This window comes from uncultured Roseibium sp. (genome assembly GCF_947496995.1).
Classification (GTDB): Bacteria; Pseudomonadota; Alphaproteobacteria; order Rhizobiales; family Stappiaceae; genus Roseibium.
This window is the reverse complement of the sequence record NZ_CANMFD010000001.1, coordinates 1807513-1830901: the sequence shown is the minus strand read 5'-3', so window position 1 is coordinate 1830901 and position 23389 is coordinate 1807513. Positions and strand designations below refer to the sequence as shown.

Here is a 23389-nt window from a genome sequence, read left to right as displayed (position 1 = left end):
ACTGTTTATGACACGTGACGAAGTCTTGTCCCTGTTCCGGGAATCCGGCGCGATCCTGGAAGGGCATTTCATTCTGACGTCGGGCCTGCGCAGCCCCGTGTTTCTGCAGAAAGCCCGGGTGTTCATGTATCCCGACAAGACCGAGAAACTCTGCAAGGCTCTGGCGGAAAAGATCAGGGCCGCCAACCTCGGCCAGATCGACTACATTGTCTCCCCTGCCCTTGGCGGTCTCATTCCGGGTTATGAGACCGCCCGTCATCTCGGCGTTCCGGCAATGTGGGTGGAGCGTGAGGACGGCGAATTCCGGCTGCGCCGTTTCGAACTTCCCAAGGGAGCACGGGTCATCGTTGTTGAGGATATCGTGACAACCGGGCTCTCCAGCCGGGAAACGGTAACCTCGTTGAAATCTCTTGGTGCTGAAGTCCTCGCACTGGCGTGCCTCATCGACCGGTCGGGCGGTGAAGCCGATGCGTCCGTACCGGTCATTGCTTTGGCGCAATACAAGGTGCCGGCCTATGAGCCGGACAATCTCCCGCCGGAACTGGCAGCCCTGCCGGCGGTCAAACCGGGCAGCCGCGGGTTGACCTGAGCAGGAACGAGCAGGAACAACGGAGACCACCTCAAGACCATGCTGTTTCGCCGAAGAAATAGGCCATCCCGCGTCGAGCGCCTGCGCGTCGCCGTGTGGCCCCGCAACAGCTGGTCCCGGTCAACGCGTTATTTCAGCAAGCGTGTACTGCGGCTTACGGCAACACCGCACACCATCGCCATCGGGTTTGCCGCCGGCGCGTTCGCTTCCTTCACTCCGCTGATCGGCTTCCACTTCCTGACCGCTTTCGCTCTGGCCTACCTGCTGCGCGGCAATCTTATTGCCGCAGCGCTCGGGACCTCCGTCGGCAACCCGCTGACATTCCCCTTCATCTGGGCCATCACCTACAAGATCGGCCAGTGGGTGCTGCACGGCCGGGCACCAAGGGCCGATCCTCACCAGGTTCACCAGCAATTTCAGCACGGGCTTTGGGAGAGATCTTTCGATGCCCTCTGGCCGATGCTCAAACCGATGTTCATCGGGGCGGTTCCTCTCGGTCTGATCGTCGGTTCGATTTCCTACGTGGTCGTCCTGAAAAGCGTCGAAGTTTATCAGCGCCGCCGGCGGCGCACGCTCGCTGGAAAGAACGGCCGCCTCTTCCCCGCACCCGATACGCCTGCGGAAGAAGACGGCAGCGCTTGAAAAAAAGCCGAACGATCCTCATAAGTGCCCTGGGCCAGCTTTCTTCGGCCCGGCAACCATGAATTCCCTTCCTCGTCATGGCGCCGCGGGGAGAAAGCGCAGCGGCCTTCGCATGAAGTTCTCCCGAAGGGCTCGCCGCGTCTGTTTTTAAGGGTATGACCATTCACGGGAAGCTTTCCCCGCATTGCTTCCATTCGATTGAAGAGCTAAGAGTCCCGCTGAATGGCGGCGTCTCCCTCCGGGATTCCGGACAACTTGCCTAAGGGATAAAATGAGCGTGACAGACCACAAGAAAGACAAGGAAGGCGGCCTTTACGAGACTGTGAAGGTCATCGTCCAGGCTCTGCTGCTTGCCCTGATCGTCCGGACCTTCCTTTTCCAGCCGTTCAACATCCCTTCCGGCTCCATGAAGGATACGCTGCTCATCGGCGACTATCTTTTCGTGTCCAAATACAGCTACGGCTATTCGCGCTTCTCGTTCCCCTTCGGGCTCGGCCCCTTCTCCGGACGGGTGTTCGCTTCGGATCCCGAGCGCGGCGATGTGGCCGTCTTCAAACTTCCGACCAACACGTCGATCGACTACATCAAACGGGTGATCGGCCTGCCCGGCGATACCATCCAGGTGACCGACGGTATCGTTCATATCAACGGCGTGCCGGTCAAACGCGAGCGTATCGACGACTATATCGAACAGTCTCCGTCCGGCGTTGTGCGCCGGGTTCCGCGTTTCAGGGAAACCCTTCCGAACGGCGTCTCCTACGATACGCTCGATCTCACGACACGCGGCCAGCTCGATAATACGCGCGAGTACAAGGTGCCGGAAGGTCATTATTTCATGATGGGCGACAACCGGGACAATTCCGTCGACAGCCGTGTCCTGAGCCGCGTCGGGTATGTGCCGATCGAAAACTTCATGGGACGCGCGGAAGTCCTGTTCTTCTCCATCAAGGACGAAACACCGGCCTGGCAGATCTGGACCTGGCCATGGAACGTGCGCTGGGAGCGGATCGGCCGGACGCTTTGAGCTCCCGGCTCCGCGTCCGTCTCCGCTGAAGGACCAGGCAGGTCGCATGATCAAGCAACCACAACAGCAAAAGAACTCCATCTCGGCACTCAAGGCTGCGCTGCATTACGATTTCAGGGATCTGGAACTGTTGCGCGTCGCGTTGACGCATGCAAGCGCGCTCACCCCGTCGGAGACAGTCGCGGGAAGCTATCAGCGCCTGGAGTTTCTCGGCGACCGGGTGCTCGGTCTGGCGATCGCGTCCATGCTGCACCGTCACTTTCCCAAGGCCGACGAAGGCGAGTTGGCCCGGCGCTTCAACCATATGGTCAAGCGTGAAACCTGCGCGGAGATCGCGCAGGAACTGGGCATCGGTGACGCCATGCGCATCGGTCTTGCGGAAGCGCAGACCGGTGGACGCAAGAAGACAGCACTGCTCGCCGATATCTGTGAGTCGGTGATCGCCGCTATCTATCTGGATGGCGGCTACGAGGCGGCAGAGGCTTTTATCCAGCGCCTTTGGGAACCGCGTATGTTATCGTGGTCGGGACCGCTCAGGGATGCCAAGACCACCTTGCAGGAATGGGCGCAGTCCAGAAGTCTGCCGACACCGCATTATGAAGTTACCGGCCGGGACGGGCCCGATCATGAACCGAATTTCACGGTATCGGTGATCGTGCAGGGCCTGAAACCCGGTGAAGGCAAAGGCGGTTCGAAACGGATCGCAGAACAGAGCGCGGCCGAGGCCGTGCTCCGCCGTGAAGGCGTTTGGAAGGAATAGAAGTACCTTGAGCGACGAAGACCAGGATGTGAGCCCTACCGGCGAACCGGAGGAAGAGGATAACGGCTACCAGCCCCCCAAGGGCCGGTTCGACTTTCCCCTGCCCGATCCCGTTTCAGCCATGCCGTCTGATACGAAGGCCGGCTTCATCGCCCTCATCGGTGCGCCGAATGCGGGTAAATCCACCCTGATCAATCAGCTTGTCGGCACCAAGGTCTCCATCGTGACCCACAAGGTGCAGACCACGAGGTCCATCGTGCGCGGCGTTGCCATGCACGGCAAGGCCCAGCTCGTGTTCATCGATACGCCCGGTATCTTCAAGCCGAAACGCCGTCTGGACCGCGCCATGGTCGATACCGCCTGGGGCGGTGCACGGGACGCCGACCTGATCGCGCTTCTGATCGATTCCCGCAAGGGCATCGACGAGGAAGTCGAAAACATCCTGAAACGGCTTTCAGGCCAGTCGGCGCCAAAGGTGCTGATCCTGAACAAGACGGATATCACCAAAGGCGAAAAGCTGCTGAAACTGGCGCAGAAAGCCAACGAATTCGCGCCGTTCGAGGAAACCTTCATGGTTTCGGCTCTGACCGGCGACGGAACCGAGACCATTCTGGACTATTTTGCCTCCAAGGTGCCTGAAGGCCCCTGGCTTTATCCCGAGGACCAGCCCTCCGACCTGCCCCTGCGCATTCTCGCGGCCGAGATCACCCGGGAAAAGCTGTTCGAACGGCTGCATCAGGAACTGCCCTATATTTCCACCGTCGAGACCGAACGCTGGGAAACCCGCAAGGACGGCTCGGCGCGCATCGAACAGACGATCTACGTTGAGCGCGACAGTCAGAAGAGTATCGTCCTGGGAAAGAGCGGCCAGACCATCAAGGCGATCTCGCAGATGGCCCGTCACGAACTTTCCGAAATTATCGGGGCGCCCGTGCATCTGTTTCTGTTCGTGAAAGTCAGGGAAAACTGGGCCGACGACCCGGAACGCTATCGGGAAATGGGGCTTGAGTTTCCGAAGTAAGACCACAGAGCGTTGATTATTCCATCCGCTGAAACCGGTCTCCACTAGGTCCTGATCCACGCTCTTTGGTATAATTGGCGTCCCGGGCCAGAATCCGCCAAACTCCGGATCGGCTCTTTACGCAGGAAACAGCATTTGGAATGGACCGGACGCGGGATTGTCCTGACCACCCGCAAGCATGGCGAAAACGATGTCATTCTGGAGGTGCTGACGCTCGAGCGGGGCCGGCATCTCGGCCTGGTGCGTGGCGGCCGTTCGAAACGCCACCGTCCGGTGCTTCAGCCCGGCAACGAGGTGGAGCTCACCTGGAAGGCCCGTCTTTCTGATCATCTCGGCCAGTTTCAGGTTGATCCGGTTACCCTGCGCGCCGGCGACCTGATGACCAGTTCTGTCGGCTTGACCGGCGTCCAGCATCTGGCTTTTCTCGTCAGGCTTCTCCCGGAACGGCACCCCTACCCCGGACTGTTCAACGCCGTCAGCGTCGTGCTGGACCATCTGGACGCGGCGGAGACGGCGGGCGCTCTTGTCATCAGGTTCGAACTGGAGCTCTTGCGCGAACTCGGGATAGGTCTCGATCTTTCCTCCTGCGCAGCGACAGGAACCCGGGACGACCTTGCCTATGTGTCCCCGAAATCGGCACGCGCGGTCAGCCGCGAGGCCGGCCTGCCCTTTCATGACAAGCTTCTGCCGCTGCCGTCGTTCCTGCTGGACGGCCAGCGTCAGGCCGGCAGTGAACTGATGTGGACAGACATCACCCAAGGCTTTGACCTGACGAGCTTTTTCCTGAATCGCCATCTTCAGGAGAGAGAGGCCACAGACAGCGGCACACGCTCGCAGCTTCTCGGCGCTCTGGAAAAACGCTACCGCGAGGACTTCCCGTGGAACTTTTAGGCCGCCACTAACGCCAAAAGAACCCACAGCCGGTCGAAATCCGTTGAAAATCCGCCGATCCCGCCTGTGAATGCCCGCAAGCGAATTGCGCTGATTGCCTGAACCGGCTAGCAAGCAGATATGGGAAAAGAGACCACACTACCGCCCGGCGGCATTGAAGGCATCAACCTGAAGGACGCGCTGGAAGAGCGCTACCTGAACTATGCGCTGTCGACCATCATGCACCGGGCCTTGCCCGACGTGCGCGATGGATTGAAACCGGTGCACCGGCGCCTTCTCTATGCCATGCGTCTTTTGAAACTGGACCCCGGTTCCGGGTTCAAGAAATGCGCCCGTGTCGTCGGCGACGTGATCGGTAAATACCATCCGCACGGCGATCAGGCCGTCTATGACGCCCTCGTCCGGCTTGCCCAGGATTTTGCTCAACGTTATCCGCTGATCGACGGCCAGGGCAACTTCGGCAATGTCGACGGCGATAACGCCGCCGCGATGCGCTACACCGAAGCGCGCATGACCGACACGGCCCGGCGCCTTCTGGACGGGCTTGACGAGAACGCCATCGACTTCCGGGAAACCTATGACGGCGAGGACAAGGAGCCCATTGTCCTGCCCGGCGGTTTCCCGAACCTGCTCGGCAACGGCTCCTCTGGTATCGCCGTCGGCATGGCGACCTCGATCCCGCCGCACAACGCCTTCGAACTGTGCCAGGCCTGCGAACACCTGATCCGCAACCCGAAAGCCGAAGTCGACGAACTTCTGGAGTTTATCAAGGGACCGGATTTCCCGACCGGGGGACTTCTGGTCTCCGATCAGGGGTCCATCCGCGAAGCCTATGCGACGGGGCGCGGCAGCTTCCGCGTAAGGGCGCGCTGGGAAGTGGAAGATCTCGGCCGCGGCCAGTGGGCGATCGTCGTCACGGAAATCCCCTATCAGGTTCAGAAATCGCGCCTGATCGAAAAGATCGCCGAGCTTCTGACGGCCCGCAGGCTGCCTCTGCTCGACGATGTCCGGGACGAATCGGCGGAAGACATCCGCGTCGTTCTGGTGCCCCGCTCGCGCAATGTCGATGCGAACATCCTCATGGAGTCGCTGTTCAAGCTGACGGACCTTGAAAACAGGTTCTCGCTGAACATGAACGTGCTGTCCATGGGCAAGGTGCCCAAGGTCATGGGCGTGAAGCAGGTGCTGCGCGAATGGCTGGACCACCGCAAGGAGGTGCTGATCCGGCGCTCCGAACACCGGCTGGGCCAGATCAATCACCGGCTTGAGGTTCTGGAAGGCTATCTCGTCGCCTATCTGAACCTGGACGAGGTGATCCGCATCATCCGCGAAGAGGACAATGCCAAGGCCGAACTTATCCGGACCTTCGAGCTGACCGACGTGCAGGCCGAAGCCATCCTCAACATGCGTTTGAGATCCTTGCGCAAGCTTGAGGAACTGGAAATCCGCAAGGAGCATGACAAGCTCACCGCGGAAAAGGACGGCCTCACCACACTGCTCGGCTCCGACGCGCGTCAGTGGACGAAGATTTCCAAGGAAATCGCCGAGATCTCCAAGGTCTACGGCCCGGAAACCGAAATCGGCAAACGGCGGACCGACCGGGCGGAAGCACCGGAAACGGATCTGGTCGATATCCAGCAGGCGATGATCGAAAAGGAACCGGTCACCGTCATCATTTCGGAGAAGGGCTGGATCCGCGCACTGAAGGGCCATCAGGCAGACCTTTCCACCCTGACCTTCAAGCAGGGCGACAAGCTGAAACTGTCCTTCCATGCGGAGACGACCGACAAAATCCTGGTCTTCTCCACGGGCGGCAAGTTCTTCACACTCGGCGCCGACCGCCTGCCGGGCGGACGCGGACATGGCGAGCCGATCCGCCTGATGGTGGAGATGGACGAATCCCAGGATGTGGTGAGTGCCTTCGTGCACAAGCCGGGCCGCAATCTCCTGCTCGCCAGCAACGAGGCGCGCGGCTTCATCGTCGGCGAGAACGACGTGATCGCCAACACCCGCAAGGGGAAACAGGTTCTCAACCTCACAATGCCCGCCGAGGCAACGCTCTGCGTGGAGGCCGCCGGCGACCAGGTGGCGATCATCGGCGAGAACCGGAAGCTTCTTCTGTTCCCGCTGGCCCAGATCCCGCAGATGGGACGCGGACGTGGTGTGCGCCTGCAACGCTACCGGGACGGCAACCTCGCCGATATCCGCGTCTTCAAGGGCGAAGAAGGTCTCACCTGGAGTGACAGTTCCGGCCGCAGCTTCACCCGGTCACTGGAGGAGCTCGCGGAATGGCGCGGCGAGCGCGGCCAGGCGGGCCGCCTGCCGCCAACAGGCTTCCCGCGATCCAACAAGTTTGGGCCGGGACGCCTGTAGACAATGAGGGCAGCGCACCGGCGCTGCCTTGAGGGCCTGTGTTCAGGTAAATCAGACCGGCCACAGGCCACGCTTTCTTCAGGTGAACGGCTTCCTCTTCAAATCCGTGCGCTTTTTCCACTCGACGCACAGGTTGCCAGCGGGCACTCTACAGTGAAAAAGATGGCCTGGAGGGACCGATGATAAGCGCGTTTACGTTCAATACCAGCCAACGTATCGTCTTTGAAAACGGCTCTTCGGCCCAGCTCAGCCGTCATGCAGCGCCATTTCTCGGTGAGCGTCCGTTTCTGGTGACAGACCCGGGCATTGTCGCCCTGGGTTTGCAGGACCCATGCGAGGCCTCCTTGCGGCAGGCCGGATGCGTGGTGGCGCGATTTACCGATGTCACCGCGGACCCGCCGAGAGCCCTGGTGGACAAGGCCATCGATGCAGCCAGGGCTCATGGAGCGACATCCGTTGTCGGGTTCGGCGGCGGGTCGTCGCTGGACGTTGCTAAACTCGTGGCCCTGATCGCCAGAAGCGACGAAGACCTGGATGATGCCTGGGGCATCGGCAACGCGAAGGGGCCACGGTTGCCGCTCGTTCTCGTTCCCACGACGGCGGGGACCGGGTCCGAGGTGACGCCGATTTCGATCATCACCGTCGGAGAAGAGGAAAAGCGCGGCGTCGTCTCCCCGCTCCTGCTTCCGGACCTGGCCGTTCTGGATCCTCTCTTGACGCTCGGCCTTCCGGCTCCGGTCACAGCGGCGACCGGTATTGACGCGATGGTTCATGCCATCGAGGCTTATGCGTCGAAATCTGCCAACAACAACCCCTTGTCCAGAACACTGGCCGTCGAAGCCCTCAGGCTCCTGGGGGCGAACATCGAGCAGGCGGTGCAGTCACCCGGCGACGAGGATGCACGGGGCGCGATGCTGCTCGGCTCGATGCTGGCGGGAATGGCCTTTGCAAATTCACCCGTTGCCGCAGTACACGCCCTCGCCTATCCGCTCGGCGGCACCTTTCACGTTCCGCACGGGCTGTCCAATGCGCTGGTCCTGCCGCATGTGCTGGAATTCAACAATGCTGTTGCCGCGCAGACCTATGCGGAGATCGCCCCGGCCCTGTTTCCCGACCTTGCCGGCATCGAGGACGTACCCGAACGCGCCGGACAATTTGCCGGCCGTCTGGCGGCGCTGTCTGCAAAACTGGGTCTGCAGACCCGGTTGCGGGATGTCGGCGTCGGCGAGGCCGACGTGCCGAAACTGGCTGCGGACGCCATGAAACAGACCAGACTTCTGGTGAACAATCCGAGAGAGCTGACGGAAGCCAATGCATTGGCCATTTACCAGGCTGCCTTATGACGTCCACAGATTATCCACCGGCTCCTCGCCCCGAACCGCTTTCACGCGAAGATTTCAGAGACTTCCTCACAATCCCCACACGGTGGATGGATGTGGATATCTACGGCCATGTTAACAACGTGCAGTATTTCAGCTATTTCGACACGGCTGTGAACCGCTGGTATGTAGAACACGACATCCTTGATCCGGCAAACAGTTCTCAGATCTTTCTCGTGGTCGAGTCCGGATGCCACTATTTCAGCGAGCTGAATTTCCCCGATGACGTCATCGCCGGGCTGAGAATAGAAAAAATCGGCTCAAGCTCTGTGGTTTTTCAAATCGGATTGTTTTCCGGTGGAGCTTCGACAACTGCGGCCCATGGCCGGTTCGTGCATGTCCATGTCGACCGCGCTTCGCGCAGGCCGGTGCCGATTCCGGAACAAAAACGAGCTGTTCTAAGCCGCTTGACGCTATGAATGACGTTATTTCGCGGCTAAGAACCTTGCCGTGTCCATGCACAGGTTTCGCACAGCAAATGCTCTGCACAAGACAGAACATCATTCGCAGTTACTACACAGGATACAAACAGCTTATGCGCAGCTTCTCAACAGGCTACGCACAGGCCATGCTTTAGCGGCAAGACAAGTTCAACCGGCGTTCTTCATGATACGCGATTTCTCGCGGTCCCAGTCGCGCTTCTTTTCCGTTGCGCGCTTGTCGTGCAGCTTCTTGCCGCGCGCGACGGCCAGTTCCAGCTTCGCACGTCCCTGGTCGTTGAAATAAAGCTTGAGCGGGACAATCGTCTTGCCTTCCTTCTGGACGGCCCCCGCCAGCTTGCCGATCTCGCGCTTGTGCAAAAGCAGCTTTCGCGGCCGGCGAGGCTCATGGTTGAACCGGTTCGCCTGCAGGTACTCAGGAATATAGACGTTGTAGATCCAGATTTCGCCGCCACGCTCGGCCGCATAGGATTCGGCGATATTCGCCTTGCCGTTGCGCAGGGATTTCACTTCCGTTCCCTGCAGCTCGATCCCGGCTTCCAGCGTATCCTCGATTTCGAAATTGAACCGGGCTTTCCGGTTGTCGGAAATGATCGTCCGTCCCGGAACGCCCCCTTTTTTCGGAGCCATTTTTATCCTTCCGAGCTTTCCCTGCTCAATTGATCAGACCGGCATGAGCCATCGCACTGCGGACTTCTGTCTGCGCCGCTTCGGAAATCGGCAGCAACGGCAGGCGCAGCTCTTCCTCAATCTTGCCCAGCAACGAGAGCGCATATTTCGCGCCACCCGGGCTCGGTTCAAGGAACAGCGCACGGTGCAAGGGCGCCAGACGGTCCTGGTAGTCAAGCGCCGTCCTGAAGTCTCCGGCGAGCGTTGCAGCCTGGAATTCCGCGCACAGGCGCGGGGCGACATTCGCGGTCACCGAGATGCAGCCCACGCCGCCATGGGCATTGAACGCCAGGGCGGAAATGTCCTCGCCGGAAAGCTGAATGAAGTCCGGACCGCACAGATGGCGCTGCCGGCTTGCTTTTGCAAGATCGGCGGTCGCATCTTTCACACCCTTGATGTTCTCACAGGTCTCGTAGAGCTCCGCCATGGTTTCCGGCGTCATGTCGACGATGGACCGGCCCGGGATGTTGTAGATGAGGATCGGCAGACCAACAGCCTTGTCGATGGCGCTGAAATGCGCCTTCAAACCGGCCTGGTTCGGCTTGTTGTAATAAGGAGTAACGACCAGAAGACCGTCGGCACCGGCTTTTTCCGCATGCTGGGCGAAATCAATCGCTTCCACGGTGTTGTTCGATCCCGCACCCGCGATGACCGGAACACGGCCCGCGGCCGCTTCCACGCAAAGTTCGATAACCCGCTTGTGTTCGTCATGGGTGAGCGTCGGGCTTTCGCCTGTCGTGCCGACCGGCACAAGTCCGGAAGAGCCTTCGGCGATCTGCCATTCCACAAAGTCCTGAAACCGTTTCTCATCAAGCGCTCCGTCCTTGAACGGGGTAATCAGCGCTGGAATGGAGCCTTTGAACATCTCGGTTTCCTCTTGGATGAAGTTTCTTGTGGCTGTGGTCTGGACGTTGCCGGGTTTCGATGGAGGCGCACCATACTCATCTGCCGGTCAAGGGGCAATGCTCCGCTCGTCATTCCGGCCCGGCTTCGCGACATTTCTGCGTCCTGCTGGGGCTTTTGGGCGACACGGGCCCGTAACCTTGAAAGACCCTACCAACGTCAACAAACAAGAAGCTGTTCGATGATGTCGGTATAAGGAGTCTTCCTATTGGCAGCCGGTCGGAAACGCCTTTATCCTTGTGGAAGCCGGCTTACCAATTATCGCGCGGGAGGCGCTCATGCATACTGTCTTGCAAACAGCGGGATCGGCTTCCGGTTCCCAATCGCCTCGTTCACGATTCACCTGGAAGAGCCCCGACGGTCTCACGCTAGCCGGGTGTGAGTGGCTTCCAGCACGGAACAATCCGGAGGTGACCGCGGCAGAAATTCCGGTTCTCTGCCTCCCAGGACTTTCGAGAAACACACGCGATTTCAATGATCTATCTGAATATCTTCAGTCCCTGGGTCACCATGTGATCGCGCTCGACTACCGCGGCAGGGGCATGAGCGAATGGGATCCCGACTGGCGGAACTACGATCTGACCATCGAAGGCAAGGACATCGATGCAGCAATCGAGCAGCTTGGGCTTGAGCGTTTCGCCCTTCTCGGTACGTCAAGGGGTGGCTTGCACGCACTTGCCATGAGCGGACGGTATCCGGCCGAGCGCATGGCGGCGGTGATTTTCAACGATGTCGGTCCGCATCTGGAGATGCGCGCCATCCACCGGATCGCGGCGACGCTCGGGCACAGGATGACCCATGCCTCGCTTGAAGATGCGGCAGTTTCCTTGCAGCAAACACTGGGAAATCAGTTTCCCGCATTTCATCTTTCCGACTGGCGAAAATTTGCAGGACAAGTGGCGTCCGAAAATGGCGGACGGATGGTCATGGATTACGACCCGGCTCTCGCACATCAGTTGGCGAGCCTGGACGACGCTACTCCGATCGCGGATCTCTGGGATTTATACGAAAAGCTGACGGACCGCCCTGTCCTCATTCTTCATGGAGAACATTCCGATCTCCTGAGCGAGGAGACGTGCCGGCGTATGCTGGACACCCACCCGAACGCGCGATTGAAAACAATCCGCGACCAGGGACATGCTCCCGTACTGTGGGAAAGGGAAACCCAGGAAGAAATCGCTCGGTTCCTGGAAGAACTTTAATCCGGCAGATCCTTGAAAATCGGACGTTCCACCGGCTTCATGGTTTCAGCACAACGCCCGAGGCGGTGTTTGCATTGCACATCCGTCGGGGCGAGTTCCTGATTTCAATCTGACGCAGCCTGTTTCAGGCACTTGGACGAACAGGAAACATGTCTGCGAAATTCTTCCCAAAAAAAGACAAAAGAAAACCCGGCGTTTCCGCCGGGTTTTCCCTCAAACCTCAAGATGAGGATTGATTAGAACGTGCGCTGCATACGAACACCGAAGAGGAGTTCGTCGGTGTCGCCAGTGACGTCGTAGTCGGTGTTGGCGTAACCAACGTCAGCACCCATTACGAAACCGGAGACCGGCTCCCACTGTACGGAACCGTCGATTGCCCAACGGGTCACATCGTTCAGGCCAGCGGCTGCGTCAACGTCGAGGTAAGAACCGTCGAGTGCGAGACCGATGGTCGAAGTTGCCTGGATGAAGGCACCAGCGGACAGGGAGTAACCTGTGGAGGTGTCACCCGAACCGTTGCTGTCTGCAACACCACCGAAGGTGGAGATGTAGGCCATTGCGCCGTCGCCGTAGAAACCCTGGAAGAAGATGTTCGAACCCGGGGTAACCATCGGCAGGTTAACGACTACGCCACCGCCGACTGCAAAGCCCATTTCGTCTTCGCCGCCGTTGTTGCCGCCGTTAGCAGCTGCATCCGGGTAAACCTGGTGCAGAGCACCGGACAGCTGTGCGGAACCCCAACCCTGGGAGATGCCGAGAGCAGCAACGACGTCCGGAGCACGTGTGCCGCCGTAGTTCACTACGCCGCCGCCTGCTGCGGAGCCGGTAACTTCACGGCTGGAACGGTCTTCAAGAGCGATGGTTGCGGAGAAACCGTTGCCGAAAGCTGCAGTGTAAGCAACCTGGTTCACGGTTACGTCCGACCAGTCACGGCTGACAACACCGATGAAGGCCTGGCCAGTGAAGATGTCGAAGTTAGAAGTCAGACGACCAGCTGTCAGGCCGCCCCACTGGATGTAGGCGTTGTCCATGGCGAAACCGGAGTTGTCACCATTCTGGGAGTTGCCGTACATGGAGACGTATGCGCGCAGCGTGCCGAATTCGGTAGCCGTGCGAGCGTCAAGGTACAGGTAACCACGAGCCAGCCAAGAGTAGCCGTCGGAGTCACGATCGCTCCAAGCGCCATCTTCGAGAACGTTGTTGGCTACGATCTGGGTACGAACACGGCCGCCAACGCGGAGGCAGGTTTCGGTGCCCGGGATGTAGTAGAAGCGTGCGCCGTAAGCGTCACAGACGCGAACGTAATCGACCGGCTCCGGAGCAACCGGAAGATCGGCTGCCTGGGCGGTGGTAGCTGTAGCAACTGCTGCAGCGCCGAGCATCAAGCTCTTGAGTTTCATATCTGACCTCCAATCAGTCATTTCAATTGGCACTAAGAATAAGTACCATTGTCCCCGCGAATTAAGTCTGTGTTTGCCACCGACCGGAGGTTGGATGTCCGAGGCATGCAAACCAGTGCGGCTCGAAGCCGCTCGCAAAATGACCATACGCATCCGCATTCCCTGTTCAACATCGAAAACGCCCTACCCCTACCCAGGGGGCTGTTTTCAAAAACCGGTGTTGCGCGAATGTCACAAAAACGGAGGGGAAATTTAGACTCTGTTAGGAAACAGCGCCTGAAAGAGCCTCGTCGGGCTCATTTCACAAGACGTCCCGGCGACTCAAATACGCCGCTTCCGCGTTTTGTACAGAATCAAAACGGGGACGGCCCGGCAGATTGGAGCCTGCCGGGCCGCATGACTGACTGGAGTTCAGAGTCTTCAGTCAGATCCTAATCGGATGATTAGAACGTGCGCTGCATACGAACACCGAAGAGAAGCTCGTCGCTGTCGCCTACAGTGTCGGTGTCGGTGTTGGCGTAACCAACGTCAGCACCCATTACGAAACCGGAGACCGGCTCCCACTGTACGGAACCGTCGATTGCCCAACGGGTCACATCGTTCAGGCCAGCGGCTGCGTCGATGTCAGAGTAGGAACCGTCGAGAGCCAGACCGATGGTCGAAGTTGCCTGGATGAAGGCACCAGCGGACAGGGACCAACCGGTGGACAGGTCGCCCGAGCCGTTGCTGTCGGCTACGCCAGCCTGGTTGCCCATGTAGGACAGAGCGCCGTCAGCATAGAAACCCTGGAAGAAGATGTTCGAACCAGAGGTGACCATCGGCAGGTTGAAGACAACGCCACCGCCGACTGCAAAGCCCATTTCGTCTTCGCCGCCGTTGTTGCCGCCGTTAGCAGCTGCGTTCGGGTAAACCTGATGCAGAGCACCGGAAACCTGAGCAGAACCCCAACCCTGGGAAATGCCGAGAGCAGCAACGACGTCCGGAGCACGCGTTCCACCATAGTCACCGCTTTCGCGGCTGGAACGGTCTTCAAGAGCGATGGTTGCAGAGAAGCCGTTGCCGAAAGCAGCGGTGTAGGCAACCTGGTTCAGAGTCTTATCCGACCAATCGCGACCGACAACACCAACCAGGACCTGACCGGTGAAGATGTCGAAGTTGGAACCCAGACGACCAGCCGTCAGGCCGCCCCACTGGATGTAGGCGTTGTCCATGGCGAAACCGGAGTTGTCACCATTCTGGGAGTTGCCGTACATGGAAACGTATGCGCGCAGCGTGCCGAATTCGGTAGCCGTGCGGGCGTCGAGGAAGAGGTAACCACGAGCCAGCCAGGAGTAGCCGTCGGAGTCGCGCTGACCCCAGGCACCGTCTTCGAGAACGTTGTTGATCACAACCTGGGTACGAACACGGCCGCCAACGCGGAGGCAGGTCTCGGTGCCCGGGATGTAGTAGAAGCGTGCGCCGTAAGCGTCACAGACGCGAACGTAATCAACCGGCTCCGGAGCAACCGGAAGGTCGGCTGCCTGGGCGGTGGTAGCTGTAGCAACTGCTGCAGCGCCGAGCATCAAGCTCTTGAGTTTCATTATCTGACCTCCAAAGTCAATTTCTATTGGGACCTGAGCCGCACCTCGAAAAGCTTGGCAGATCCCGTCCCCGCGATTTCCTAAAAAAACGATCCGGTAAATTCAAACGAACCGTTTTTACTGACGATTACTCGCCGTCGCAGATCTCAAGAACCAAACCTGAAGCTCGTCAGCAAGCTCAAAATAGCCAATCAGGGCAAGGACAGCAGGACATGTGTGCTTTTTGCAACATGCTGTAATGCAACACTTAATTCCTTACCCGGCGTCATTTTGTTGAAAGTGAATCCGCATATTTAATTAATTGTTAAAGATCGATATACTTGCCTCGAAGCCCATACTTATAGATTTATATAAAATTCCGAAAAATATTGAAACGTTCTTATGACGCAGTGCAAAATTTTGTGATGTCATCAGCGTAAATATCAAAGTAAATAGATTTATTTTCTTGTTATTGTGGCGAAGAATAAAAATTTTGCCTCTTTTTGGTCGTTATTTCGCCTAGAAAATGCACCTTCCCCTAGCGCACAATCGATTGCAGACGGAAACGCCCCACTTTCCGGGAAAAAGACACGCATCCGCCTGAGGCCCGAACCAATCGGCCTCCTTACGCTGCAATGTGAAAGTTTGGAGATTCGTGCCTGTTTCAGGAAAACCGCCAGGGGTCCCCTTTCAGAAACAGGTCACAAGCACCCTAATTCAGCGCAGGAAAACAGTAATCCCAGCGCTTTCCCCGTTGGCATCGAGGATCGTGACATTCAGGTAGCCCGGTGCGTCCGGCTGCCAGACCAGTTGATGTCTGTGTGCCTTCTCGGCGAGCGGCGTTCCGTTGACCAGAACCGAAAACGGCGTCGAACCGCCCTTGAGCTTGACGACAAGCGGCTGAGACCGCCCGTCCCCGTTGCCGTGCGCGCCGAATCCCAGATCCAGTTCGGCCCCATCGGGCGGGTAGGATATTCTCAAGGCATCACTGACGCGTGCGGCCTCGTGGCGTCCCGGCAGCCTGGCATATCTGAGCGGCTCCGGTACCTCGCGCTCCGTCATCTGGAGGACGTCCGGCGGAGCCTCGGGCAGCGGCCTGCGGCCGGGTCCCAGTTTCTGGAAAATTTCAAACAGCACGGGAACCGCCGCACTTGCCCCGGTTTCGCCGGGAACCGGGGTTCCGTCCGCCCGGCCGAGCCAGACCGCGACCACATAGCGTCCGTCGTAGCCGACGGCCCATGCATCCCGGTAGCCGTAGGCCGTTCCGGTTTTGTAGGCGATGTGGGAGGTCTCGGCCCCTTGGGCCTGGGGAAGACCCGCGAGAATATCGCTCACCAGCCATGCGGACTTGCGAGACAGAACATCGGCCGTCTGGCCCGAAACGGCACCTGCCCCCTTGTCGGCTCCCGTGGCATGCGTGGAATCGCGTTCGCAGTCAGTGCGGCAGACGGACAGGGAAACCGGTTCGCCTTGCCGCGCCAGCGACGCATAGAGCTGTGTCAGGTCCTTCAGGGTCAAACCGAGGCCGCCCAGACCGATCGCAAGGCCCGGCGCTGCCCCCTTCTCCAGAGTGGGCCGGACCCCTGCCCGCTTGAGCCTGGCCATCAGTCTTGCAGGACCGACGGCCTCCAGCAATTGCACCGCAGGCGTGTTCAAAGACAGCTGCAACGCCTCGCGAAGGGTGACGGTGCCTTGATAGGCCTGATCGAAGTTGGTCGGCTTGTAGCCGCCGATGTCCGTCGGCCTGTCATGGATAAAGCTTTCCGGAAGACCTATGCCTTCCTCGAAAGCCAGTCCGTAAATGAAGGGCTTGAGAGTCGATCCCGGGGAGCGGACCGCGCGGGTCATGTCGACATGTCCCTGTCTGGTGCCGTCCAGAAGATCAGGAGCGCCGATGCTTGCCAGAATGTCTCCGGTCCGGTGATCGGCGACCATGACAGCCATCGAGACCGGTTTCGGATGGGAACCGATCTTCTGGCGGGACAGTTTCTCCAGCGCTGCCTGCAGGTCCCGGTCGATCGTCAGCCTGTGCACCGGTTTCAGCGGGTCGGTCAGGCGGGCATGCCGGCTTTCATGGGCTGCCAGGAAGGGCATGGGATCGCGTGCCGCCCGCACAGGTTCGGCGGCGGCCGAGCCGGCCTCTTCCGGCGTCAGGACACCGGCGGTGGCGGCACGCGCCAGCACCCGGTTGCGCGCAGTGCGCGCATTTTCGCGAAACCGGTCGGGCCGCCGCGCTTCCGGGCTCTGCGGCAGGGCGACAAGCAAAGCCGCCTCCGCCGGGGTCAAGCGTCTGGGCTCCTTGCCGAACCATGTCAGACTGGCGGCGCGGATACCTTCAAGATTGCCTCCGAAAGGCGCCCGAAGCGCGTAGAGCCGCAGGATGTCCTGCTTGGACAGGCTCCGCTCGAGCTGAACGGCTTTCAGAAGCTGCTCGTATTTCCGGCTGAAGGTCCTTGTCGGCACCTCGTCCAGAAGCCTCGCCACCTGCATGGTCAACGTTGAGCCGCCCGAGACGATGCGTCCGGCGCGCGCGCTCTGGAGGGCTGAGCGGACCAGAGCGCGGACGTCGATCCCGCCATGGTCGAAAAACCGCCTGTCCTCGAAGGCAAGCAGCATCTGGAAATAGAGCGGATCGATCTCTTCCAGATCAACCGGCAGCCGCCACTTGTCATCGCTGCTGGTAAACGCTCTCAGCAGCCTGTCGTCCCGGTCGAGTACCGTGACCGAAAGAGACAAGTCGCCGATTTGCGGCAGGGGCGGCAGCGCGTTGAAGTCGTCGCGGACCTTGAGCCCACCGCCGACGGCAAGCACGAGCACCCCCAATCCGGCGGCGATTGCCCACCGCCGGGTTAAGCGCCAGCCTTGTAGCAGCCCTTTTTTCATTGTCCTGCCTTGCCGGCCCTAGCGGGTCGGTCCGAGAACGACAAACCGGCCGGTTGCCGTGATCGCGCGCCGGTCCGGCCGGTACATGTCTTCAACGGATGCCGGGGGATGGGCAAAAGTTCCCGGCGTCGCCGCGCGGGCAAGGTAGGCGAAGGTCATTTCCCTGCCCTGTTGCCGGGTCTGATCCACCGCCACTTCGAAACGGTCGGAATAGAAGGCGGAGTGTTCCGGCTGATCGATGGTGGACAGGAACGACAGGCCGCCAAGATCCCCGGACCGCACCAGGCGCGGGTTGTCGATGACAAAGCCCGCAGGCAGCCGGTCGACCACCATCAGCCGCCCGGGCTGATCCGTCAGCGCGCGGACCGTCACCACGATCGCCAGACGGGTGTTGACGGGGACCGCTGAGGGATCCACCGGATTGCCGTCAAGATCATAGACCGTGCGTTCAACCGCGAAGTCCTTGCCACCAGCAGGTTCCGGCGTCACAGGCTGTCCGACGACCGAAACCAGAAGGTCCGTCGCCTCGCCGCCGTTGTTCGTCACGGCAGCCGGAGCCCCTGCGATGGCCATTCCGTCCAGGGACCATGCCAGGCGCCCGGGTGTTTCTTCGCCATCAACCGAGATCCGGGCTTCCTGCGCCGATTCGTTCAACGCCTGCGCGGCGAGAAGCAGCCAGGCCATGTCCTGCGTCGAGCGCGAGGAGGTGCGTGTCTGCGCGGTTTTCAGAAATTCAACCGCTTCTCCGGTCAAGTCGGCGCCCATGGATGTGGAGACGACATAGTCGGTCACGCCGGCGCTGTCGCGCAGGACGGAGCCGTAGTCGTCCCGGTATGTCTGCTGTTTGTCCTCGGGCAAGGCGGCAAGGGCAGCCCTGAATCCGGTTTCGGCACGCTGACGTTCGCCATAGAGGGCAAGGCTGGCCGCCAACTGGGCCTTTGCCAGCGGTGTCGCGAAGCTTTGCAGCCTGGCATCGAGGTAATAGCGCAGATCGCCCATGGACGCGCGGCCGTTGCGGGCCAGCACATAAAGCGCATAGGCGATTCCCTCGCCGCCATCCTGAAAATCGGACGCATAGGCGAGCCGGTTCTCCAGATTGTCCAATGCGGTGGTGAAGGCGACCTCGGGAACCTGATAGCCCTTTTCCTTCGCGCGGGTGAGGAAATCCGTCACATAGGCATCAAGCCAGGTGTCGCCGCCGCCATAACTGTTCCACAGGCCGAAATCGCCTGAAGACGACTGATTGGCAAGCACTCCGGCTATCGCCTTGACCACCCGCTCGCGAATGGCGCTGTCCGACCCAAGACCTGCGGCCTCGGCGACGTCACTCAGATAAAGCAGCGGCAGAGCGCGGCTGGTTGTCTGTTCCGTGCAGCCGAAAGGATAGCGGTCGAGCGCATCCAGAAGGCCTGCAACATCGATACTCGCCGCGCCGCCCGCCGTCAGGGTCACGCTGACGGTTTCTGGACGCAACCCATCGAAACTGTCGGCGGTCAGCGACAGGCTTCCGCCCGAAGCCAGCTGGAACGCGGAATTTCGAACCACATTCGGCTGGGTATCCCTGATCTCGACGCCGAAGCGCTTGATATAGGTCTTGCCCTCAGGCCCGGTCAGCGAGGCCACAACTTCACTGTTGCCGGCCTCCTTGCCGGCGGAAACCGGCAGGAGGACAAGAGCTTTCCTGCCCGCTTCGATTTCTAGCGTCCGGTTCTGAACCGCCGTGCCGTCCTCAAGCGTCAGCCCGTCCGCAACGGAAACATCCAGCGCATAGGCGCCGGGTGCGCCGTCGACATTGTCGATCTCGATGGCCAATCGTGACTGGTCACCAGGCGCGAGGAATGCCGGCGCACTTGCCGTCATCACCACCGGTGAGCGGACTTCCACCTCCCGGTCCGCATGACCGACCCCGTCCTTCGTCCAGGCCACAGCCATCACCTTCAGGGCGCCGTTGAAAGCCGGTATGTCGAAGGAAACCACGGCTTCGCCGTCGGTTCCCACATCCACAAGGCCGGAGAACAGCGCGACCGGTTCATCATCCGGCGGCGGGGCGTCCAGACGCATGCCCATGGCATCGCCTCCGGAGCGAACCCGCCCCATCGTGCCCGCCATGCGGTCGATCAGCTGTCCGTAGAGATCGCGGACATCGGTGCCGAGCCGACGCTGGCCGAAATACCAACCTTCCGGATCGGGTGTTTCGTATCGTGTGAGGTTCAGGATGCCGACATCCACGGCCGCCACGGTGAGATAGGCTTGTGTGCCGGGTTCGAGGTTGGCAAGCCGGACCGGGATCTCCAGCGTCGTTTCGGGCAGGATCCGATCAGGCGCGGTCAGTTCGACGTCGATGGCCCGGTTGCCCGGATCGACCTGCAGCCAGGAAAGACCGATCGCCCGCGAGGGCATGCGTCTCTGCTCGAGATCCATCGGCCGGTAGAGGCTGGCCGTGATATAGGCCCCTGCGCCCCAGTCATCGCTGACCGGAATTTCCACCTCGGTTTCCTCGCCGGTCACTTCCACCGTGCGGCTGGCAAGAAGGCCACCGGAGACGACATTGACCACGGCGATCCCGGCCATCTGCGGCTTCAGCCGCAAGATGGCGGTGTCGCCCGGCCTGTAGCTCGACTTGTCCAGCCCGACATCAAGATAATCCGGTGTGTCCGAGGTGGCATCGGCAGTATACCAGCCGGCGTCGAAGGTGACGCTGGTGGATGTCTGGAGAGAACCGCTGCCCTGGATATCAAGCCGGTACTCCCCCCATTCCACCGGCAGCGACAGACGGGCGGGCGCGCCGGGCGCTGTTTCGATCTCACCGCTCGCCACCCGCTGCGAAGTGGTGATGGGTTCATAGGACCAGCGTCCGTCCAGGCGGTACCACTGATAACGGCGGTCGATTTTGGAAAGTGTCCAGCCAAGCCCGGAGGCTGTCTCTTCCTCGCCATCGGCACCAACGACAATGATCGAGAAGTCAGCCGGTCCGCCCTCGTCGACACCGCCGTCAAAAGCCGGTTTGATACCGATCCGCGGGCCATCGAGGGCCACCGGCAGATCCAGGTTGCGCTCGACATAACGCCCGCCGGCCTCGACAAGGCGCGCATTCAACTGGCCGTCATAGAGCATCGTCGCCTCGGGCAACTCCGGAAGGCTGACTTCGAAGCTGAGCTTGCCCTCATCGTCGGTTTTCAAACCGGAAGGGATCTCGCCGCGCTGCGAATAGGCTTCCTCGTCCTCCAGTCCGAACCGATAACCCGGATATGCTTCCAGGGTGCGGACCGGACGAAGGATGATGTCCCCTTCCAGGGACTGCCCGCTTGCGGGAGAGCCATAGAGGAACTTGGCGGAGAGCGAAATTTCCGTCGGCCCGGTCCGGCTGAAGGTCTTCGCGCCGGTCTCAAGCTCGAAATCGACCCGTTCGGGCTGATAGTCCTCCACCAGGAAGGTTTCCTGGGCCAGCGAGCTGCCTTTCGGATCGGCATAGACATGCCACGACCAGATGCCCTGCTGCGCGGATTGCGCGAGTGTCAGGTCCTGCAGGTGTCCACCGAGGCCACTGTCATTGACGGTAAAGCGAGCGTGCTCGACGCCGTCCGGGCGGGTAAAGACCAGCGTCAGCGGAAAATCTTCCTGTGCGACTGCGCTCGCATTGCGCAGGAGCGCCTGGGCATGAACGGTTTCCCCGGCCTTGTAGATGCCCCGGTCAGTCCAGGCGAACACATCCAGCGGTCCGGGTGCCGGGCGGCCTTCGACACCCCGGTCCGAAAGATCGAATGCCGGTTTGCGCAAGTCGAGGAAGGAATAGTCACCGGAGCCGGTTTCCGCGACCAGGATGCCGGGGGCCCGACCGCCGCGGCCGCGTGTCAGACCGGGAGCGAATTCCGCGAAGCCTTCCGCATTGGAGCTTGTCTCGCCGAGAATCTCGTTGTTCACGGCAAGCAGCCGGACCGTCACGCCCTCAAGAGCCTCGGCGGTGGACAGCGAGCGAATGTTCGCCGCGATGCCGTCATCTCCGGTAAGTGCGGTCACGCCCAGATCCGAGACGAGGAACCATTGCGTTGCCTGGGTTCCCCAGCGGTTCTGAAGGTCAAGCCTGGAGCGCGCCGTCATAGCGTAGATACCAGGTTTCAGTTCAATGCCGGTTTCGGTGATCGGTATCGCCGTGGTGATGTCCTGATTGAGCCGGTTTTCCGTTTCCACGATGCCGGACCAGATTTTCTCCCCGAGTTCGTCGCCGATCTGCTCGGCTTCATAGGCATTGAGCTGCCGCAGGAACCTGTTTTCCCGCAGGGTATCGGCGACGGACCGGTCGCCGATCCTGTAGATCGACGCTTCCACTTCACTGGTGTTCACCGAAACGATGGGAATGGTCGGGTTGCCGCCGGCAGGCAGAACGTAGGAGCGGCCGAGGAAATTCACCGTCGGCGTGCGGTCCTTAACATAGGCGGATATCTCGACGGACTTCTCGAGCTTTTCACCGTCCGCCGCAGGAAGACCGCTGCGCGCGTTCACCTGATAGCGCTTGCCGTGCTGAAGGCCGTCCACACAGATCTGGTTGCCCTCCGCCTCGACTGACAGGAGCCCCTCACCGCGCATGGTGACGTAGGGGTTCATATCCTGGCCGACCGGCAGTTTCTGCGAGAAGACAAGGCAGATGCGCGGAGAGACGCTGTCGGAATCCACCTGATGATCGACAATCCGGAAACCGTGTTTCGCCACCAAATTGTCATAGCGGCTGCGCAGGCCGGAATTTTCCTCAAGCGCCAGCGACGCGCGCAAGGCCTTGATCGCCGTCTTGAACTCGCTGCGCCGTTCCAGTGACCGGCTCAAGAGGTCAAGCGCCTGCGCTTGCTCGGGGACGCTCACCGCGCGCAAATATGCGTTCACGGCGGCGGAAACCGCATTTTTCTGCTTGTTCTCCCGGTCCTGCCAGTTCTCCGGTTCCTGCAGAAGCAGCGCGGCCGTCAATTGCTTCCAGACATCGAAGTCACCGGGCTCCAGCACAGCCAACTGCAGAAAATCGGCCTCCGCCAGCGACCCGTTGCGGCTGGACAGAGCTGCCTGACCGTCACGGCGGAGCTGATCCGCGCTCTGGCCACGGGGGCGGACGGAATTGGCAATACTGAGGGAATAGGTCTCGGCAGCTTCGAGCCGTGATTGCGGCAGGAACGCGAGCTCTGCCTTCCGGTCGGCACTCAGATCCGGCCGCGGTGCCTGAACCTCGACGACCCGGCCCGCAATTGCACCGGAAAAGCCCTGCAATTCGCCGAAGTCGGATTTCAGGAAGCACCAGCCGGCGGAGGTGTTGAACGTGAAGGCGCGGCACTGATCGTCCTGCAGGCAGACGGACTTGCATCCTTCAAGATCGACGTCCTTCACCGTTCGATAGTCGCTGCCGAAAAAGTCAGCGTCTTCAATGGTGACGATGCGCCGGTCCTGGGCTTCGGCAGTGGAAACCGGCATGGCCGCTCCCCAGCCCAGCAGTGACGTCAGAACCAAGGCAAGGGCGAAGGATGTGCGACCGTTTTTCATCTGATGTCCTGAAAATGACTGAAATCTAAAAGAAAGCTGCGAAAAAGGAGACATGGCCAGACCTCCCGGGCCGAGAACTTTTCCCATCAAGGCACCGGATCATGACAAGGACAAGGCAAAAATGCACTGCTGAG

Annotated in this window: 16 protein-coding genes; 10 read left to right on the top strand and 6 right to left on the bottom strand. The window is 60.4% G+C overall.

The genetic code is table 11. The annotated features are described in order from the left end of the window. Positions 1-7 precede the first annotated feature (7 nt). From pyrE to Q1B40_RS08095, 9 genes are all read left to right on the top strand, one after another. A complete protein-coding gene (gene pyrE, locus Q1B40_RS08135; RefSeq protein WP_299812253.1) occupies positions 8-589 on the top strand; it encodes an orotate phosphoribosyltransferase in 582 nt (193 codons plus the stop codon). 39 nt (positions 590-628) lie between these two features. Then, a complete protein-coding gene (locus Q1B40_RS08130; protein WP_299812252.1) occupies positions 629-1231 on the top strand; it encodes a DUF2062 domain-containing protein in 603 nt (200 codons plus the stop codon). Between the two features lie 271 nt (positions 1232-1502). Then, positions 1503-2255 (top strand): signal peptidase I, encoded by a 753-nt coding sequence (lepB, locus tag Q1B40_RS08125; protein ID WP_299812250.1) that lies wholly within the window; start codon positions 1503-1505, stop codon positions 2253-2255. A 46-nt stretch (positions 2256-2301) separates the two neighbouring features. Further along, complete coding sequence (gene rnc / locus Q1B40_RS08120) at positions 2302-3015, top strand: ribonuclease III (protein ID WP_299812247.1); 714 nt, start codon at positions 2302-2304, stop codon at positions 3013-3015. A gap of 121 nt (positions 3016-3136) precedes the next feature. After that, a complete protein-coding gene (gene era, locus Q1B40_RS08115; protein ID WP_299812584.1) occupies positions 3137-4036 on the top strand; it encodes a GTPase Era in 900 nt (299 codons plus the stop codon). Between the two features lie 135 nt (positions 4037-4171). Then, positions 4172-4927: a DNA repair protein RecO gene (gene recO / locus Q1B40_RS08110; RefSeq protein WP_299812245.1), complete on the top strand. Its 756-nt coding sequence runs from the start codon at positions 4172-4174 to the stop codon at positions 4925-4927. A 120-nt stretch (positions 4928-5047) separates the two neighbouring features. Beyond that, complete coding sequence (gene parC, locus Q1B40_RS08105) at positions 5048-7300, top strand: DNA topoisomerase IV subunit A (RefSeq protein ID WP_299812243.1); 2253 nt, start codon at positions 5048-5050, stop codon at positions 7298-7300. A gap of 179 nt (positions 7301-7479) precedes the next feature. After that, positions 7480-8643, top strand: a complete 1164-nt coding sequence (locus Q1B40_RS08100; RefSeq protein WP_299812241.1) for an iron-containing alcohol dehydrogenase — start codon at positions 7480-7482, stop codon at positions 8641-8643. Then, positions 8640-9098: a thioesterase family protein gene (locus Q1B40_RS08095; RefSeq protein WP_299812239.1), complete on the top strand. Its 459-nt coding sequence runs from the start codon at positions 8640-8642 to the stop codon at positions 9096-9098. The genes Q1B40_RS08100 and Q1B40_RS08095 overlap by 4 nt, the downstream gene beginning before the upstream one ends. 171 nt (positions 9099-9269) lie before the next feature. Here the strand turns inward: Q1B40_RS08095 and smpB are convergent, their stop codons facing one another. After that, positions 9270-9749: an SsrA-binding protein SmpB gene (gene smpB / locus Q1B40_RS08090; RefSeq protein ID WP_299812237.1), complete on the bottom strand. Its 480-nt coding sequence runs from the start codon at positions 9747-9749 to the stop codon at positions 9270-9272. A 25-nt stretch (positions 9750-9774) separates the two neighbouring features. Then, positions 9775-10653, bottom strand: a complete 879-nt coding sequence (gene dapA, locus Q1B40_RS08085) for a 4-hydroxy-tetrahydrodipicolinate synthase (RefSeq protein WP_299812235.1) — start codon at positions 10651-10653, stop codon at positions 9775-9777. 448 nt (positions 10654-11101) lie between these two features. On the opposite strand from dapA, the gene Q1B40_RS08080 reads away from it, so the two are divergent. Continuing rightward, positions 11102-11893 carry an alpha/beta hydrolase gene (locus Q1B40_RS08080; protein ID WP_299812233.1) on the top strand — a complete coding sequence of 264 codons (792 nt, stop codon included), beginning with the start codon at positions 11102-11104 and terminating at the stop codon, positions 11891-11893. Between the two features lie 236 nt (positions 11894-12129). On the opposite strand, the gene Q1B40_RS08075 is transcribed toward Q1B40_RS08080, so the two are convergent. The 4 genes from Q1B40_RS08075 to Q1B40_RS08060 all read right to left on the bottom strand — a co-directional run bounded on the left by Q1B40_RS08075 (position 12130) and on the right by Q1B40_RS08060 (position 23255). Then, a complete protein-coding gene (locus Q1B40_RS08075; RefSeq protein ID WP_299812231.1) occupies positions 12130-13293 on the bottom strand; it encodes a porin in 1164 nt (387 codons plus the stop codon). Between the two features lie 443 nt (positions 13294-13736). Beyond that, a complete protein-coding gene (locus Q1B40_RS08070) occupies positions 13737-14873 on the bottom strand; it encodes a porin (RefSeq protein WP_299812229.1) in 1137 nt (378 codons plus the stop codon). A gap of 696 nt (positions 14874-15569) precedes the next feature. Further along, a complete protein-coding gene (gene pbpC, locus Q1B40_RS08065) occupies positions 15570-17735 on the bottom strand; it encodes a penicillin-binding protein 1C (protein WP_299812227.1) in 2166 nt (721 codons plus the stop codon). A gap of 18 nt (positions 17736-17753) precedes the next feature. Further along, complete coding sequence (locus Q1B40_RS08060) at positions 17754-23255, bottom strand: alpha-2-macroglobulin family protein (protein WP_299812225.1); 5502 nt, start codon at positions 23253-23255, stop codon at positions 17754-17756. Positions 23256-23389: the final 134 nt, after the last annotated feature.